Origin of the sequence: Mesorhizobium quangtriensis (assembly GCF_040081925.1) — a bacterium.
In the GTDB taxonomy this organism is placed as follows: Bacteria; Pseudomonadota; Alphaproteobacteria; order Rhizobiales; family Rhizobiaceae; genus Mesorhizobium_K; species Mesorhizobium_K quangtriensis.
The window spans coordinates 1084902-1101419 of record NZ_JBEBMF010000002.1 but is presented as its reverse complement, the minus strand read 5'-3'; the positions used below and the strand labels follow the sequence as shown (position 1 = coordinate 1101419).

15 protein-coding genes and 2 pseudogenes are annotated in these 16518 nt (G+C 58.1%); 13 read left to right on the top strand and 4 right to left on the bottom strand.

Annotated features, from left to right (window positions below; genetic code table 11):
- Positions 1-22: 22 nt before the first annotated feature.
- The 4 genes from ABMA32_RS13840 to ABMA32_RS13825 all read left to right on the top strand — a co-directional run bounded on the left by ABMA32_RS13840 (position 23) and on the right by ABMA32_RS13825 (position 3099).
- A complete protein-coding gene (locus ABMA32_RS13840; protein WP_349014329.1) occupies positions 23-520 on the top strand; it encodes an Lrp/AsnC family transcriptional regulator in 498 nt (165 codons plus the stop codon).
- A 739-nt stretch (positions 521-1259) separates the two neighbouring features.
- Positions 1260-1568, top strand: coding sequence for a hypothetical protein (locus ABMA32_RS13835; RefSeq protein ID WP_349014328.1), 309 nt, complete (start codon positions 1260-1262; stop codon positions 1566-1568).
- A gap of 279 nt (positions 1569-1847) precedes the next feature.
- Positions 1848-1970: a hypothetical protein gene (locus ABMA32_RS13830; RefSeq protein ID WP_349014327.1), complete on the top strand. Its 123-nt coding sequence runs from the start codon at positions 1848-1850 to the stop codon at positions 1968-1970.
- A 64-nt stretch (positions 1971-2034) separates the two neighbouring features.
- The gene (locus ABMA32_RS13825) at positions 2035-3099 is read left to right on the top strand and encodes a zinc-binding metallopeptidase family protein (protein ID WP_349014326.1); all 1065 of its coding nucleotides are present in this window, start codon (positions 2035-2037) and stop codon (positions 3097-3099) included.
- Between the two features lie 76 nt (positions 3100-3175).
- Here the strand turns inward: ABMA32_RS13825 and ABMA32_RS13820 are convergent, their stop codons facing one another.
- Positions 3176-3466, bottom strand: coding sequence for a hypothetical protein (locus ABMA32_RS13820; RefSeq protein WP_349014325.1), 291 nt, complete (start codon positions 3464-3466; stop codon positions 3176-3178).
- A gap of 459 nt (positions 3467-3925) precedes the next feature.
- Between ABMA32_RS13820 and ABMA32_RS13815 the strand changes: the two genes are divergently transcribed.
- From ABMA32_RS13815 to ABMA32_RS24310, 4 genes and pseudogenes are all read left to right on the top strand, one after another.
- On the top strand, positions 3926-5413 hold the full coding sequence (locus tag ABMA32_RS13815; protein WP_349014324.1) for a sensor histidine kinase: 1488 nt from the start codon (positions 3926-3928) through the stop codon (positions 5411-5413).
- A complete protein-coding gene (locus ABMA32_RS13810) occupies positions 5410-5856 on the top strand; it encodes a response regulator (RefSeq protein ID WP_349014323.1) in 447 nt (148 codons plus the stop codon). Before ABMA32_RS13815 ends, ABMA32_RS13810 begins: the two co-directional genes overlap by 4 nt.
- Positions 5856-6893, top strand: coding sequence for a sensor histidine kinase (locus ABMA32_RS13805; protein WP_349014322.1), 1038 nt, complete (start codon positions 5856-5858; stop codon positions 6891-6893). The genes ABMA32_RS13810 and ABMA32_RS13805 overlap by 1 nt, the downstream gene beginning before the upstream one ends.
- A gap of 146 nt (positions 6894-7039) precedes the next feature.
- A pseudogene (locus ABMA32_RS24310) lies at positions 7040-7191 on the top strand (IS3 family transposase); the annotation flags it as partial.
- A 6-nt stretch (positions 7192-7197) separates the two neighbouring features.
- Here the strand turns inward: ABMA32_RS24310 and ABMA32_RS13800 are convergent.
- A pseudogene (locus ABMA32_RS13800) lies at positions 7198-7529 on the bottom strand (ubiquinone-dependent pyruvate dehydrogenase); the annotation flags it as partial.
- A 305-nt stretch (positions 7530-7834) separates the two neighbouring features.
- Here ABMA32_RS13800 and ABMA32_RS13795 point away from each other — a divergent pair.
- The 3 genes from ABMA32_RS13795 to ABMA32_RS13785 are packed head-to-tail and all read left to right on the top strand — an operon-like array spanning position 7835 to position 12005.
- On the top strand, positions 7835-9085 hold the full coding sequence (locus tag ABMA32_RS13795; protein ID WP_349014321.1) for an FAD-dependent oxidoreductase: 1251 nt from the start codon (positions 7835-7837) through the stop codon (positions 9083-9085).
- Positions 9082-10122: a glycosyltransferase family A protein gene (locus ABMA32_RS13790; protein WP_349014320.1), complete on the top strand. Its 1041-nt coding sequence runs from the start codon at positions 9082-9084 to the stop codon at positions 10120-10122. The genes ABMA32_RS13795 and ABMA32_RS13790 overlap by 4 nt, the downstream gene beginning before the upstream one ends.
- Entirely contained in the window at positions 10119-12005 is a 1887-nt protein-coding gene (locus tag ABMA32_RS13785) for a glycosyltransferase family 2 protein (protein WP_349014319.1), read from the top strand. The genes ABMA32_RS13790 and ABMA32_RS13785 overlap by 4 nt, the downstream gene beginning before the upstream one ends.
- Here the strand turns inward: ABMA32_RS13785 and ABMA32_RS13780 are convergent.
- A complete protein-coding gene (locus ABMA32_RS13780) occupies positions 11986-12375 on the bottom strand; it encodes an SOS response-associated peptidase family protein (RefSeq protein ID WP_349014318.1) in 390 nt (129 codons plus the stop codon). The genes ABMA32_RS13785 and ABMA32_RS13780 overlap by 20 nt on opposite strands.
- A gap of 26 nt (positions 12376-12401) precedes the next feature.
- Positions 12402-13352 (bottom strand): DMT family transporter, encoded by a 951-nt coding sequence (locus ABMA32_RS13775; protein WP_349014317.1) that lies wholly within the window; start codon positions 13350-13352, stop codon positions 12402-12404.
- A 177-nt stretch (positions 13353-13529) separates the two neighbouring features.
- On the opposite strand from ABMA32_RS13775, the gene ABMA32_RS13770 reads away from it, so the two are divergent.
- Complete coding sequence (locus ABMA32_RS13770) at positions 13530-14867, top strand: malonyl-CoA decarboxylase (RefSeq protein WP_349014316.1); 1338 nt, start codon at positions 13530-13532, stop codon at positions 14865-14867.
- On the top strand, positions 14864-16378 hold the full coding sequence (locus ABMA32_RS13765) for a malonate--CoA ligase (RefSeq protein WP_349014315.1): 1515 nt from the start codon (positions 14864-14866) through the stop codon (positions 16376-16378). The genes ABMA32_RS13770 and ABMA32_RS13765 overlap by 4 nt, the downstream gene beginning before the upstream one ends.
- Positions 16379-16518: the final 140 nt, after the last annotated feature.

The following is a 16518-nucleotide window of genomic DNA, read 5'->3' as shown; positions in this document are numbered from 1 at the left end:
ACCTTCAGCGATCCAAAGGCCGATGCAGGGTCAGAAACTCGATGCCATAGACGTCCGAATTCTCGCTGTCCTGCAGAAGAACGGCAGGACGAAGAAGGTCGAGCTTGCGTCGGCTGTCGGCCTTTCGCTTTCGTCCTGTTGGGACAGGCTACAAAAACTCGAGCAAAAAGGCTTGGTGCGCGGCTATTATGCGGAGATCGATCTAAGCCGCCTGGTGAAGTGCGAAACGATCTTCACAACGCTCACGCTGCAATATCACACGCAGGCGCACTTTACGCGCTTCGAGCAGGCGGTAAAGCAGATCCCCGAGGTGGTGGTGTGCCACGCGGTTGGTGGCGGAATCGACTACATCATGCAGATCGTCGTCCGCAATATCAGCCACTACCAGGACATAATCGATGACCTGCTGACTCGAGAAATCGGCATCTCGGTCTATTTCACCTACGTCGTCACCAAAGTGGTCAAGCGATATGAGGGCTATCCATTGGCCAAGCTACTCGATAGTGACGACAATGGTTGAGTTTAGGATGATGAATCTTGCTCTTGGCATCTCTCCGCAGTTCAGCAGTTGGTTGCAACCGGCTGCAGCAAAAGCGTAGGTCGGCTTTCTCGGTTTCTCGGCCATAACCGGACAGTCAGCAGCCGGCCCAAAGCTGCCGAGGCGCGCCTAGCGCGTAGCCGACGACATAACAACGGTTTGAATTACATAGTCCTAGTAGCAGATGTCTTATTGCTCGACTTCAGACGCTTCGCCATGCCGGAGTCGCCGAGCGTCTTCCGGTTCGCCTTCTTCGTACGTTTTGCCATCCCATGCGGCAGATGTCCTCGGGGCCGCGACGGTATAGAGCATCAGGCGGAGGGCCAGGACGGCCTTGGAACTGGCGCCGTGGTGCTGCTCGAACGCGTTTACCAGCCTCGGCCGCAGAAGACCGATCCGGAAAAGCCGTCCTGCTGTTGGCCGCCGCCATTCTTGCGAACGGAGCGGCAGGCCTGCTTTACATCTGGAGCCTTTTCATTTTGCCGATGGAAGCCGCACCGGGGCTGAACCGTGCGGACCTCGGGCTCATTTCTTCGCTGGCCCTCATCAGTTTCACGGTTGGCGTTTCCATCCTGCCGGCAATTTTAGCGCGGATCGGACGAATGTCTGGGACCGGTCTGGCCTTTGCGTTGATTGCGGGCGGCCATCTCGCTTTCAGCATGTCTGCCTCCTGGACCATGCTCGCCTTCGATACGGGGTCGGACTCGGCGCGGGCTCGGGAATGGCATACGGCCTTGCCCTGTCGCTGGCAGCCTCGATGCCGGCACGGGTTCGCGCGAAGGCAATTGGCCTCGCCATGGGAGCATTCGCCCTCAGCGGTATCGTGTTGCCGGTCGCGCTGGGCACTTGGATCGCCACGGCGGCGCCGGACGCCGCCTTCTGGCGGATAGGCATCGTGGTCCTGGTTGTCGGGGCTCTCTGCCTGGCGAGCCTTGCGGGAGCCGCCGCCAACGACAAGACGAGGCGGCCGCGATCGCTGCGACCGGACCGATCGCCGTGGATCGCCAGACATTCATCTCGCTTAAGCTGATCGACCACTGAGGGATCGCTGAGATCCGGTTTGCCATGCTCCATCTGGCTTGCCTCTGATTAACTCTAATCTTGCCGAGGCAGCGCGACGGGAGAGCCCAGCAAGATCAAGGCAGTGCCAAAGCGAAACAATCGCCGCTGCTCCCAGAGCGCGATCGTGGGGACGTGGGTCAAACATTTGTTATTGCCGCCGGAAGCAGATCAGTTGCCTTATCAAAGCGCTATGACGCGGCCTTCCATCCGAAAAGACTTGAGCCGACCGCCCGCCGTTGATGGCAAGTTGGATTTGAAAGCAGCGATCGACGATGTCGAGGGACAGCTACCCTCGACGATCTCCAGGCAGGACATCATAATGGTGATCGGGCTGGCTGCGCTCGGTCAAGAAGTGTCTATAGCCGAGTGAGCGCGGAAATCAGCCAGGCGATATCGCGCAGCGATCTAAATCAAAACGTATGGAGAATGATTAGGTGCGCCTATGGAAGTGCGACGTCAGCGGCCTGCCGCTTTATTTCGATAATCACTTCAGCGTTGGAGCGGGCGGCGCACCAGTAGGCTTTGCCCCTGACACCATGACCTTGCACACGCTTAAGCAGGCTGGTGAAGGGCTCTGGCGCATCGCATCCCGCCCGGATGAAACCTGGCGCTTTTGCGCTAACGCGCCGGTAGACGGTAGCAATTGGTTGGTGAGGTCGGACGATCCCAACCCACTAGCGATACCGGCCAGATACAACAGGCTGGTTCCAAATACCGACACGCCTCAAGGCCTGGAACGTTTTCACAGGATCGGCGCCGCACAGCGCCATCTCTTTTATTCAATCCTGCGTTTCGGTCTGCCGCGGCCCGGTCGCGACGTCGATCCTCAACGCGGTCTGGTTTTCGATTTTCTTGAGGACGCAATCGATGAGGTCGGCAACCTGGTGCCGTCAATGACGGGTCACGAAGACGGGCTGATAAGCCTTCGCGCTGCGGAAGCTGACGATGTCGTACGCGAAACGATGCGCGTCTCGATGGGAGAGCCGTATCGCACGTTGCTCGGACATTTCCGCCATGAGATCGGACACGTCTATTTTCAGCTGCTTGTCGAACAAAGCGACATGATCGAGGAGGCGCGTTTTCTGTTCGGTGACGAGCGCGAAGATTACGCAGCGGCGCTGCAGCGCAACTATACCGAGGGACCGCCTGCAAACTGGTCAGAGAATTTCATCTCCACCTACGCAAGCTGCCATCCATCTGAAGATTTTGCAGAATGCTGGGCACATTTCTTTCACATCGTGGACACGCTGGAATCCGCCCAGGCTTTCGGAATTTCGGTTGCGCCGTCTCTTCACGATGACCTGGCCGCGGCAGTCACCTTCGATCCATACCGGGCCGTGAACGCCCAGCAGATCGTTGACGCCTGGGTGCCGATCAGCCTCGCTCTCAACACGATCCAGCAGTCTATGGGGCAGCCGAGTGCCTATCCGTTTGTAATGCCGATTCCGGTGGTGCAAAAATTTGATTTCATCAATCGCGTCATCACGGCCGTCCGCTAGCCGCAACGGACATAATCAACCAGCTGAGGTGTCGCGCTGGAAATAGTCGAAGGACTTGCGCAAAAAGGTATCCGGCTCAACTCCGTCCACGTACTGGCTTGGTTTTGATCATTGACCGCCTGCGTTTGGCATCCTCAAGCAACCACTTGTCCAATTCCGCTTGGCGGGTATTTGGGCCGCCGGCAGTCTTTGCAGCCCCAGCGTTGATTGCCTTCAGTCCAAGCCGCAACAGTTGCCCTGCTGCAAAGTTCCTGGCGAACGCCTCACCATCGAATTTCGTTTCTTCGGTCTCTCCGTTCTCAGTCACGTAGACCGCCCATGCACCGTCCAACTCTGCCAACCTAACGTCGTTTTGTGACTTCTTCATCGTGTATCCGGCTCCGTTCACTTTCGTGAGGAGCGAACGTTGGACTTGCCGCTCAGCTGCCGCGCAGCCGTCACGAGACTGGTGGTGTCTGTGCCGTATGCCCTGATCAGCTGCCGTGCCTGTTCAAGCGACACACCGCACATCTTGGAAATTTCCTGATCCGCCAAGGTCGCTTCACCACCACTCACTTTACGATCGGTGTTTTGTCGTTCGGCATCTCGGTGACTCCAATGGGATGCAGAATAACAGCGATGTGACCCGCTTGTTCCGAAGCCGTTATGCTTCGTGGAACTCGCTAACATTTGTTAGTGCGGCGGGTGTTTTCTTGTTGTTTGTGGCAGTGCCTACGGGCGGCCGGCTGTTCGCTTGAGGAGGCTCTTTCCTTGCGTTCGCAAAGCACGGACGTGACGCCACCGAGAAAACCGGCTACGGCAAGAGTCTCGCCTGGACAATCACTTCATGCCATTCACCAGCCGGTCAGTACTGCAATGGACGTCGGTGCTATTCGGCATCGGCGTGCTTGCCCTGCTCGCAATCCTGATTGCCACTGGTTGGTTGATATCTACCACTATCAAAAACGCGGACCAGGTTGTTGAAGCCCGCGAAACGCGTGCGGCCATCGTGGACCTCAAGTCTCTTGTCCAAGATGCGGAAATCGGGCAGCGCGGATTTCTGCTGACCGGGCGCGAGACCTACCTCCAGCCCTTTGAGCGCGCCAAGGCGGAAATCCCCGCACGCTTCCAGGCGCTGAGCCACCGCTTGGCAGACGAGGTAAGTGCTCAGCAAATCTCTGACTTGTCCTCCAAGATCGATGCGAAGATGGAGGAACTGTCGCTGACAATTTCGCTGTTCAGGGATGGCAAGCAAGACGAGGCCCGCGCAATCGTGGACAGCGATCGGGGCAAGGCAGTCATGGACGAAGCCAGAGCCTTGTTCGACAATTTGACTGCCGTGGCAGATCGGCGCTTTTCCGAGAGCGTGTTCCACCAGCGAACGAGTGCCCAGGCTCTCCAATGGATCGAGATCATCGGAGCGATAGTTATTCTTGCGGTTGTCGGAGGTGCCGCCTGGCTTGTGACGAAATACACGCGCGATCTGCTGTCGGCGCGCGATGAGATCGAAGCGCTCAATGTCGGGCTGGAAGAGAAGGTCCAGAACCGCACTGTCGAGTTGGGCCGGGCCAATGAAGAAATCCAGAGATTTGCCTACATCGTTACCCATGACTTGCGGGCCCCGCTCGTCAACATCATGGGCTTCACCAGCGAACTCGAAAACAGCCTCGTGCCGTTGCGAACGTTGGTGACGGATGCCGAGTCCGACGGCCGCCAGGTCGAAGAGGCGAAGCTAGCCGTCAACGAAGATGTGCCGGAGGCAATCGGCTTCATCAGATCCTCGACGAACAAGATGGATGGACTGATCAATGCCATTCTGAAGCTGTCCAGAGAGGGACGTAGACAGCTCAAGCCTGAACGCATTGATTTGAGGACGCTGTTGCAGTCAGCCGTCGACGTTGTGCAGCACCAGGTCTTCGAGGCAGGCGGTGAAGCCGAGATCGACACCAGTGTCACGTCGATACAGTCTGACAGATTGGTCCTGGAACAGGTAATCGGGAACCTACTCGACAATGCCGTCAAATACGCTGCAGCAGATCGACCCCTTCATATCAAGCTGCGCGCAAAACCCACCTTCGGTAATCGCGTGGTAATCGAGGTAGAGGATAACGGACGTGGAATAGCCGAGCAGGATCACCAGAGGGTGTTCGACCTGTTTCGTCGTTCGGGCAGCCAGGACAAACCTGGCGAGGGAATTGGGCTTGCACATGTGCGCTCCTCGATCAGGAGCCTTGGTGGAGATATCACTCTGAGTTCTAGTCTAGGAACGGGGTCGACCTTCCGAATTGATCTCCCATCCGATCTATCAAAGTTTCTAAGGAGCGCTGGTTCATGACCGACGAAGCGAAGGCTGTCACGATCGTGATGGTAGAGGACGATGAGGGCCATTCCCGGCTCATCGAGAAGAACATCCGCAGAGCGGGTGTCAACAATGAGATTGTACCCTTTTCTAACGGCACCGATGCGCTGACATTTCTTTTTGGCCACGACGGATCAGGCTCAGTCAGCGCAGGCCGTCACCTCTTGATCCTCCTCGACCTCAATCTTCCCGACATGACAGGCGTCGACATTCTGGAGAAGGTAAAGGCGAACCAGCACACCAAGCTAGCTCCGGTCGTGGTGCTGACCACCACGGATGACGCTCGCGAGATCCAGCGATGCTACGATCTCGGCGCGAATGTCTACATCACCAAGCCGGTGAACTATGAAGGCTTTGCCAATGCCATCAAGCAGCTCGGGCTGTTCTTCTCGGTGATGCAGGTGCCGCAGACAAACTGATGCCTGACGTGAAAGTCCATATTCTGTACGTTGATGATGATGCAGCTCTTGTGCGTCTCGTCGAGCGCGCATGCAGACGTCGTGGCTATTCACTATCCCATGCTTCGTCCGTCGCTGACGGCCTTGCTATGCTGGAAGCGATTGACTGCAGTGTCGTGGTGCTGGACCACGAGTTGCGTGGAGAGACTGGGCTCGATTTCCTCGGCGCCGTCAATAGCAAGGTACCGAGACCGCCTGTGATCTACGTGACCGCCTCCACCGACGCTGCCGTTGCTGTTGGGGCTCTCAAGGCCGGCGCATCAGACTATGTGATCAAATCTGCGAGTGGCGATTTCCTTGAATTGCTCTTCAGTGCAATCGAACAGTCGCTGGAAAAGGCACGCCTTGAGCGTGCAAAGGCACGGGCAGAGTTGGAAGTTCGAGAGGCGCGCGACCGAGCGGAATTGATGCTGCACGAGGTTAATCACCGGATCGCCAACAGTTTGTCGTTGGTTGCCTCTCTTGTTCGTCTTCAGTCATCGGTCGTGCACGACGACAGTGCAAGGTCAGCACTGACAGAAACACAGGGGCGGATCCAGGCAATAGCAAAGGTTCATCAACGGCTTTACAGATCGACCGATGTCCAACGCGTCGCTCTCGATGATTATGTCCGTGACCTAGTGACCGACCTCGAAATGGGCATTCAATCTCAGGGCGGGTCGGGCAGCATTCAGATGGTTCTCGACCCTGTTAAACTTCCCACGGATAAGGCTGTGTCGATCGGTGTGGTGCTTACCGAACTGGTCACCAACGCGGTCAAGTATGCGTATCCTGACGCGGCAGGAGGACCGGTTCGCGTCACGCTCAGCAGACTGATGTCAAACAAGGCCCGGCTATCGGTGGAAGACGACGGCGTGGGTTGGGACGGCACCGGTACTGCGCAAGGGACCGGACTCGGCACAAAGGTGATTGGAGCGATGCTCCTAAATTTGGGCAGCACGCTATCCTACCAGAAGGTCCAACAAGGAACGCGCACGTTTTTCGAGTTCGACCTTTAGCGGCCCGTTACGTATCGTAGGTCTAGCCCCTTCCCATTCCGTTGCGCTGCGCGGGTGCGTCGAGAATTTGCGTAGGGGGTCGTAGCGGACAGTCTGGCTGGGCCCGCTAAGCGGGGAACTGCACGTCCATTTGGTGAGAACAGCGGATTCTGAAGCGCGAAGGCGTGGCGGTGAACTGGAAGAACCTCTACCCGCTCTGTCGCGAAGAGCGGCTGACGGTGCGCAGGCGCGGTGCCGCAAGCGGGCGCTCGGCACGAGAGCACCGACGGCGATCCCGCAGGATGCCAACCAGCGCTGGAGGGCTGTTAAGTGTGTCAGCCAGGGCATCAAGCTCGGTATCGGAAGGCGTGACGATCGGAGATGGCGGAAGGAGGCCGGCGACTGGTGATACTGCGCGCTCGCGTTGCAGCTGGAGGGCGATGTCACCTGGTATGACGATAACCGCTACGCCACGCTCGCCGACCTCGGCACGGATGCCACTCTCCATCACAAACGGCATCTGCTTGGGGGCCGAAACCAGCCCGCAATAGACGCTGCACCCGCGGAACAGGTTCTGCGGATGCGTTTCCTGGAAATAGTTACCGCCGATTCGGCTGAAGGAATCTGCGCCGCGATCGCCAGCACTTGCGTGCGAGTTCAATTGCCGTCTCTTAAAGGCTGTTGATCGATTGCCTGGTCCGCATGGCTCTGCGGTATCTGTAATGGTGTGCCTGAGAGTTCTGTTCGTTTCCGCCGCATCGGGTGGACGCGAGTCTGTGAACACTTCTCGGCCGGACATTGACCCAAGAGCTTGACTCGAAACATATTTGCGCGAACCACCTTAGATATTTCTGGACCCAGCCAATATACGGCTTCGGAGCGTTGCAGATGCCTATTAGACTTTGGCGTGAAGAGCGGCCGGTAGATGAGGTCAACGATTTTGCGCTTTTGAAGGCGATGCATTGACGCATGTCGGGGTCATGGGCGGCGGTCTACAGGGCTGCTGCATAGCGATGGCGCTAGCGGATCATGGCGCGCGCGTAACCCTTTTCGACCGGAACCCTGCTTTGCTTACCCGAGCGGCGGTGGCGAATGAGGGTAAGGTTCATCTCGGCTATATGTATGGCGGCGATCCATCGCTTCGTACTGCCAAGATGATGATGCGCGGAGCACTTTCCTTCGCGCCGCTACTTTGCCGGTGGCTCGCTAACGATGCTGGAGACTTCGAAACATCGGATCCGGCCGCCTACGTCGTCCATCGTTGTTCACAGCAGGAGCCGGATCGAATCCACGCCTATTTGAATGCTGTCCACCGTTTGATCCAAGACGCAGTCGGCACAAGCCGGCGTGGTGACTATTTCAATGCCGACTTGGCGAGCCCGATAAGGCCGTGGTCGAAGCGGGAACTGGAAATCGAGCTGAGCAATCAGGCCTTGGCGGCTTTCCAATCGCCGGAGGTAGCCATTGATCCGGTAGCGCTCGCCGACCTGATCAGACAACGCATCGCCGCGACGCCGACAATCGAGGTTAGAACAAATCACCTGATCACCGCCGTTGATCTCGAAAGATCTAGGGTCGCTAGCACGTCGAATGACATCCAGCATGACGACGGCTTTGATCACATCGTCAATTCGCTTTGGGACGGACGCATTGCGATCGATAGTACCGCCGGGATGCGGCCTCGGCGCAAGTGGATCCACCGGCTCAAATATGGGGTAAGCTTCCGCCCCCCAGACGCAGCCCGACCTGCCCGGTCTATGACCATCGTTCTTGGCCCTTTTGGCGAAGTCGTCCGCTATCGAAACGGTACCGTTTACCTAACCTGGTACCCCAGCTGTCTCACTGATCGCACCTTTGATGCAGAGCCGCCATTTTGGCCGATCATGCCTGATGAGCCTCTCCGTTCCACCATATTCGGAGGCACTTACTCCGGTCTCGCAGCCATCCATCCAGTGCTGTCTGAATACGCCGCCGATGAGTTATCGGACGTTGTGGTGCGCGGCGGACCAATCGTTGCTTGGGGTGAAACCGACATCGACGACCCCAACAGCGAATTACACAACCGTTTCGAGATCGGCGTGACATCTGTCGGGCGCTATCACAGCGTTGATCCAGGCAAGCTGACGATGGCGCCGTATTTCGCGGACGAGTGCGCGCGTCGCATCATTGGCGCCGTCAGTACTCATGCGGTTTCAGGATGTCGCGCAGTATGACGGAAGCACGGATACTGATCGCGATGCCCCTGTTCGAAGGCTGGGAGCACGTTGAGCAAACGCTATTGTCGATCCAGCGGCAGACTTTTCGTGACTATCGTGTTTTGATTTCGGTGGACGGAGGCGACAGGCGATCATACGAGGCTTGCAAGAGCTTCGCCGAAGATCCTCGAATCGAGGTCGTCCTTCAGAACGACAGGCTTCGCTGGGAAGGCAACATAAATTGGCTCGCCCGCCACTTACGCGAGGACTATTTCTGTTATTGGCAACATGACGACCATTGCGCGCCGGATTACCTTGAGGTGCTGCTGGACCATGCCGATCGCCATCCAGAGGCCGCGAGTGTCTACTGCGACATGCAGCACTTCGGCACTCGCAATGACGTTGTGCGACACCGATCGGTTCTGGGCTTCGCACTTCAGCGCGTACTCGAACAGGCCGGGAGAGCCAACCCGGCGGCTATCAGGTGTCTAGTTCGCCGGGAAGCCATGCTGTCAGCGCTACCCATCACGTCGGCCACGACCTGGACAATCGCTGTTGCCCGAGCTGGCGAGCTGCATCGAATCCCCCGTGTTCTTTATTTTCGGCGCAACCGGCCCGAGTCGCTCGGCATGCAGATGCTAAAGATGCCAGAAGACGAAATGCTAGACTTTACGCTGGAATACGCGCTCGGCGTGTTCCGACACGCTTATCCCCTGATCCAAAAGAATGAGGCCGCCCAACTGCTCGCCATGATCGCCGACCAGTTGGTCAACGCGCAGATCCGAAAGCGCTGGCAGGTAGATTTCGCCGCGGGTCCATCTGAGCTCCGCCATCAGTTTGTCGAACGTTTTTTAACAGGTGCGACGGCCGAGTTCGACGTCGATCCAGCGTCGATCGATAAGGCTCGGGACCTCCTCGCCCGGCTATCTTCACGGGCGCCCACACCTAAAAGCGGCGGCAACAGGCCAGCATCGACCAAGAAATCGGGATTCTGGACCAGAGCCGTTAGAGCGGTGTGGGGGCCTGCCAGATCCGGCCGACGCGTGCGAAAATGACGCCGTGTGAGCAGGATATCGCTGACCTGTCTCGTGCATTTGACCAAGCGAAACACGCCCGAGACGAGGGCCGTATCAAAGATGCTCTTCGGCTGGTCGAGGGTTTCACGGAACGTCTCGCTGCAGTCTCGGCGCGATATCCGTTAGGCCCACAACCGAAATGCCCGGTGCTCAGCATTGTAGTGCTCAGTCATCGCGACCATCCTGGTATTCAGCGCGCCCTTGAGGCTTTGGCGGGAGATTGCGCAGGCGAAACGTACGAGGTGATTTTCGTCGATGATGGCAACAGGGTGCTGTTCGATAGCGTCGCGCAGCACTTTTCGTCATTTCTCGGCGTTGCGACGCCCTTTAATGTGGGGTGCGCCGCCGGGCGCAATCTTGGAGCATTGCTCGGCAGCGGTACGGCCGTTGTTTTTCTTGATGACGACGGCGTCATAGAGCCTGGATGCATCGCAGCTTTGAGACGTTGCATTGAGAAAACGGGTGCTGTCGGCGTTCGCGGGAAAGTGGTTCCCCATGACGGTGGTATCGGCCAATCCCACTACGATCTCGGTACGGTGCGCAAGCCTTCTTTCATCAACTGCGAAGGTGTATCGATTTGGCGGCGCGAGGTATTCTTGCAATCGGGAGGATTTAATCCGGTGCTCGCCGGCCATGAGGGCATTGATCTATGCGCCCGGCTTTGGCGGCTGCATGGCCCGTTGGCCTTCGTCTACGAGCCTGAAGCGATTCTGCGTCACAACTATGTTGACCACGAGGCTGACGTGGAGTTGAAACGCGCTTCCTTTGCCCGAAATCGAACCTTCGTCGAATTCTCGAGCATCGAACCTTTTCTTGTTGCGTCCAGCCTTGCCAAGCTGTCGCAGCGCAAAGCCATTCGGCGGCTGGCGACGAAGATTTGGGATCGTGCTGTGGCGGTTCCTGACAACTCGAGCGAAGCGGTGACTTTGCTCGTTATAGGCGGGCAAGATCAAGCAAATCTCGGTGCTTTTAATGACGCCCTGAAACAGCATCGGAACCAGAATTTTCAGCTGATTTTTATCGACTGCTCAGACGACGGGAGTGGCTCCGCTCAGATGCGGATAGAGTGGCAGAGGAACGACCAATTAAACTGCCTAGATGGTGCGTCACTGACAGCTGGTGCTGCTTTGAACCTGGCGATATCGCATGCCCGAAATGACGTCTGCCTGCTGTCCTACGTTGAAGACCTAAACACCGTTGGCAGAGTTGATCTGACTTTGGCCCATTTTGCAGCAGACCCAGATGTCGCTTGTGTATCGTTTCTTTCATTTAACGAAGCCGCCGTTTTAGGAAAAAGTGATGACCTTCTCGAAGGCTGGCCCAGCGACGTGAACCTGATCGCTTTGTTCGGCAGCGAACCCGATTGGTCCACATTCGCGTTCCGAAAGAGCCGGTTTTCGGAACCATTAGATGCAGATGGTCCGGTTGATCCACTTCCAACTTGGTTCAGAAAAAATGTTGTATCTGCCCGAATCCGCGGTTTCGCGTGCCCAATCCCGCTTGTCTACTCGACGAGGCCGAAGCCCGACGCAGCAGCTCGGCTCGAGGTAATGGAATGGGCTTATTCGCGCTTGCTCGGTCAGATCAGCAAAGACGACAGGCTTGCGATGTCTGTTCTTTCTGGTTCGACGATAGGGCAGACCAACGAACGCCTGCTCCGGATCTTTTCGCGGCGCGTCCTGCGTAGAAACAGTTCCGCAATGCTCTATGATCAGGCCGCGCTAACGCAGTGTCTTTCCACGAGAATGAAACGTTTAGGAGGTAGTCCCAACGAGACCCAAAAAAAGTGGACCGGCCGGCGGTCGTTTCTGCAGCGACTAAAGCAGCATTTTCGACGAGTATTTAGGGCAGAACGCTCATAGCGGATTGACCCATAGTCGCGTCGTCGTTCGGCTTGTCGATCCGGCTCGAAGCGTTGCCCCTTCTGTCCACACGATGGAATTGCAGCCCGCCTTCCAGATTGTTGGATAGGGTCAGCTTCACATCTTGAAGCGGCGTTGATGGGCTCAGCCAGGCGCCATAGGCATTGGGTGCAACGATTGCCGGCTGGCGGTCGTGCAATTCACTCATAGGTTCGGAGGCTGGCATGGTGATGATCGTCCATCTTGTCACGTCGAGATTGTCGTTGTGCACCCACAGCCCGGCAAAGCTGAACGGCTGCGTCCCGTTGGCGTACCAACCCTTAGAGCGGTCATCCTTCGCCTTGGCGGGCCTGCAACCGTTCACGTTCACGCCACCGCTTTGCCATCCAGGACGGACTACGACGCCGCATCGTCGGCAAACCTGCGGCTGGGCGATGACCCCGTAGAGTCGGGGGTCGACACGACTACAATCAGGCCGAGGCAGGTTATGGCGGCGCCTACCGTGATCGCCAAAGGCGGAAGACCGTGCCCGAGGATAATTTCCAGAAGGATGACGAAACTGGGCGTCAGATAGGCGTAGGCAAACAGCTTCGATGCGGGAAGATGCATTGAGCCGTATTGCAGAAGGTAGAACGACACCGCAGTCGCTCCGACGACCAGATAGGCTATTGCCAGCCACACCTGCCACCCAAGGCTGCTCCAACCGGTCTTGGCAAGCTCAGGTACGGCGAATGGCAACAGGCAGACCGTGCAGCCCACCAGGGTCCACACAGTGAATTCCAGTATACTTTCGCCTCGGCTCAGCAGCCTGACCATGGGCGCGTAGAGGGCCTGACACGCACACCCGACAAGAAAGATCGCCTCGCCCTTGCCGACGTGGAACTCTAGCGCGCGCGCAACGTCACCCCTAAAGATGACCCAGAGCGCGCCGATCGCTGCGACCACCAGTCCTAACCAGACCGCCGGGCGCGTTTTCTGCTTCATGAGAAACCAGCCGAATACGGCGGACATGAAGGGGATCAGCGTGAAGACTGCGCCGGTGGATACCGGATCGGTTATCCGCAAGGCGACGAACATGAGGACGAAATAGACGGCCATAAGCCCGCCGAGGACCATGAATCGCCATGGCGCCGACGGCATTTGCACACGACGTTGCGACGCGAGCAGCATGAAGCCCATCAGGACGCTTGCCGCAAGAAATCGCAGCGCGTTGAGGACGGTCGGTGGAATATGCGGTGCGGCCAGAGCGCCGAAGGAAAAGGAGCCGGCAATCAACAGCGCATAAGCGAGCATTGCAAGATGCGCGAGAAGAATTGCGCGGCGCGTATGCCTCGGGTTGTCGTCCATGATCGACATCCTGAAAACGGGAAGGCCAGTCTTGATCCTGAAGTCCGTTCGAGTATGTTGCCACAGCCATTATGTGGATATAAAGTCCATTATATGGATATTTCTTAGACGGCAAGCCAACTCTGGAACAGCCGCTTTCTTGATGAAGCTAGGCGGCAACTGGGACGAATACCGGATATGTCTTTCCTGAGCGACATGCTGGCGGCGATTACCGAACGTGGACGGTCCCTCGTGGACTTCAGCTCCCTGTCGCAGGAGACTCCCACGGAGCAGACGGCAGCACTTTGCCACAGCCTGCTTTCTTCTCGAGGTGAGGCGAGCGCGCTTGCCACTGCCTCCGAGATTCTCCTCCGGTATCGCGCAATGGACGGAGGGGGAAAGCTTGAATTCTTTCGCATGCTGCTTGAGGATTTCGGGCCGGACATGAAGCCTCTGGTCGCGGCGGTAAACGTGTTCGTGACGTCTCCCAACGAACGTGCTGCCGAGACGCTTCATCGTCTGTCGGAGCCGCGACGGCAGAATCTCTTCCGCATGCTAAACCAGTCGGCGCAGGGAACCGCGGAACTTATCCGGATGCGCGCCGAACTGCTGGCGCTGCTGCCCGACTATCCTGAACTGGATCCTGTCGACAAGGATTTCCAGCACCTGTTCCGTTCGTGGTTCAACAGGGGTTTCCTGGAATTGCGCAAGATCGACTGGCGCACACCGGCTGCTATCCTCGAACGGATCATCCGCTACGAGGCCGTGCACGAGATCGCGGACTGGGATGATTTGAGGCGGCGCATCGATCCGTCAGACAGGCTGCTCTACGCCTTCTTCCATCCAAGGCTGCGTGACGAGCCGCTGATCTTCGTCGAAGTCGCCCTGGCCGGCGAAATGGCCTCATCGATCGATTCCATTCTCGACCCCGATCGCACGATTGTACCGACCGAGAAGGCAGATACCGCGATTTTCTATTCGATCTCGGATTGCCAGCCGGGGCTTCGCGGTATCTCTTTCGGGAACTTCCTGATCAAGCAGGTGGTCGAGGAACTGCGCACCAACCTGCCGCAGCTCAGCCGCTTCGTCACCCTCTCGCCGGTTCCGTTGTTCGCACGTTGGCTTTCACGTCATCCGACAGAGGGTTCCGACATGGACGCGCTGTCTCAGCCGGACTGGTGGCATGATGGGAAGGCTGCGTCCGGCCTTGAGCACAAGCTTTCTGCGCTGGCCGCATGGTACCTGACAGGCCCGCGCGACGCCGCTGGCCGGCTGCCGGATCCGGTGGCGCGTTTTCATCTCGGCAATGGCGCGCGTCTGGAGCGGATCAACTGGCTAGCCAACACTGGTAACGCCGGCATGGCTTCGTCGCATGGGATCATGGTCAACTATCTCTATAAGCTCGACGAAATCGAGCGTAATCACGAGACTTACGCGTCGGGCCAGCCTGTAGCCGCCTCGGCATCCGTTCGTCGCCTGGCAGCTGCTGGCGCGCGGCTGCTGGAGACGGCGCACACAAACGGGGGAAAATCATGAAGGGCAATTTGTTCGCAACCGTTGCGGGTCGCATCACTGATCAGTCGCGGCCTTTCCTGTTCACCCAGGATGGAGCCGTCTGCAGTTACGGCGACATGCTCGACGCTTCGGCACGCTATGCCAATGCGCTTGTCTCACTCGGCGTGAGAGCGGGCGATCGCGTTGCCGTCCAGACAGAGAAGCATATCGACAGCGTGTGGCTCTATCTCGCCTGCCTGCGCATAGGAGCAGTCTATCTGCCCCTCAACCCTGCATACACATCCGCAGAAGTTGCCTATTTTGTGTCCGATGCCGAGCCAGCGCTGCTGGTTTGCGAGCCCAAGTCCATAGATACGCTCCGCGCCAGTCTGGGAGGCTCGCTTTCCCGGATTGAGACGCTGGATTGTGCCGGTGCCGGCTCTCTGCAGACGCTGGCCAAAACCATGCCCTCGCAATTCACGACGGTGGATGCAGGCGCGGACGATCTCGCCGCAATTCTCTACACGTCGGGGACGACGGGGCGCTCCAAGGGCGCGATGATCACGCATGAAAACCTGCGGTCGAACGCGCTCGCGCTTGTCGATATATGGCAGTTCACGGCAGGCGACGTGCTTCTGCATGCTCTGCCGATCTTCCATACGCACGGGCTCTTCGTGGCAATGAACACGGTCATGTTGTCGGGCTCGTCCATGATCTTCATGCCCAAGTTCGATCTCGATGCCGTGATGGCAGCGTTGCCGGCAGCAACGACCATGATGGGGGTTCCGACCTTCTACACGCGGCTTCTGTCGGATGCGCGTTTTGACCGTGCCGCAGCCAGCCACATGCGCCTTTTCGTTTCGGGCTCGGCGCCGCTTTCGGCGGAAACCCACCGCGCGTTCACCGCGCGCACGGGTCACGCGATCCTCGAGCGCTATGGGATGACCGAAACGAACATGATCACGTCGAACCCCTATGACGGCGAGCGACGTCCAGGCGCGGTCGGCTTCCCGTTGCCTGGTGTGTCCGTGCGAATCGCCGATCCCGAAACCGGCAAGGCATTGGCGGAAGGCGGTATCGGCGTGATCGAGTTGAAGGGACCGAATGTTTTCAAGGGATACTGGCGGATGCCCGAAAAGACCGCGCAGGAGTTCCGCGCCGACGGCTGGTTTATCACCGGCGACCTCGGCTATATCGACCCCGACGGATATGTCACCATCTCCGGCCGCGCCAAGGATCTCATCATATCCGGTGGCTTCAACGTCTATCCTGCCGAAGTCGAGAATGCGCTGGACGCGCTCCCGATGATCGGCGAATCCGCTGTCATCGGCCTGCCGCATGCGGACTTTGGCGAGGCAGTAACGGCAGTCGTGACCGCCCGCGGCGGATCCGAGGTCGACGAGAGCGCTGTCCGCGCGCAGCTGGAATCCGCGCTAGCGAAGTTCAAGATACCCAAGCGTGTCCTGGTCAAGGATTCGCTGCCCCGAAATGCCATGGGCAAGGTTCAGAAGAACGCGCTTCGAGAGGAATTTGCGAAGCTCTACGCGATCTGATCCATAGGCGATAGCCGATAGTCCGACCTCCAACCGCGCAGCTTCCCACAGCTTCCACATCAGGCGGAAGCGGTGGTTTTCGCGCGAGTGCGCCGCTCGAATCTACCCCTGCAATTGCATCACACAGGCCAGCGCGCCCC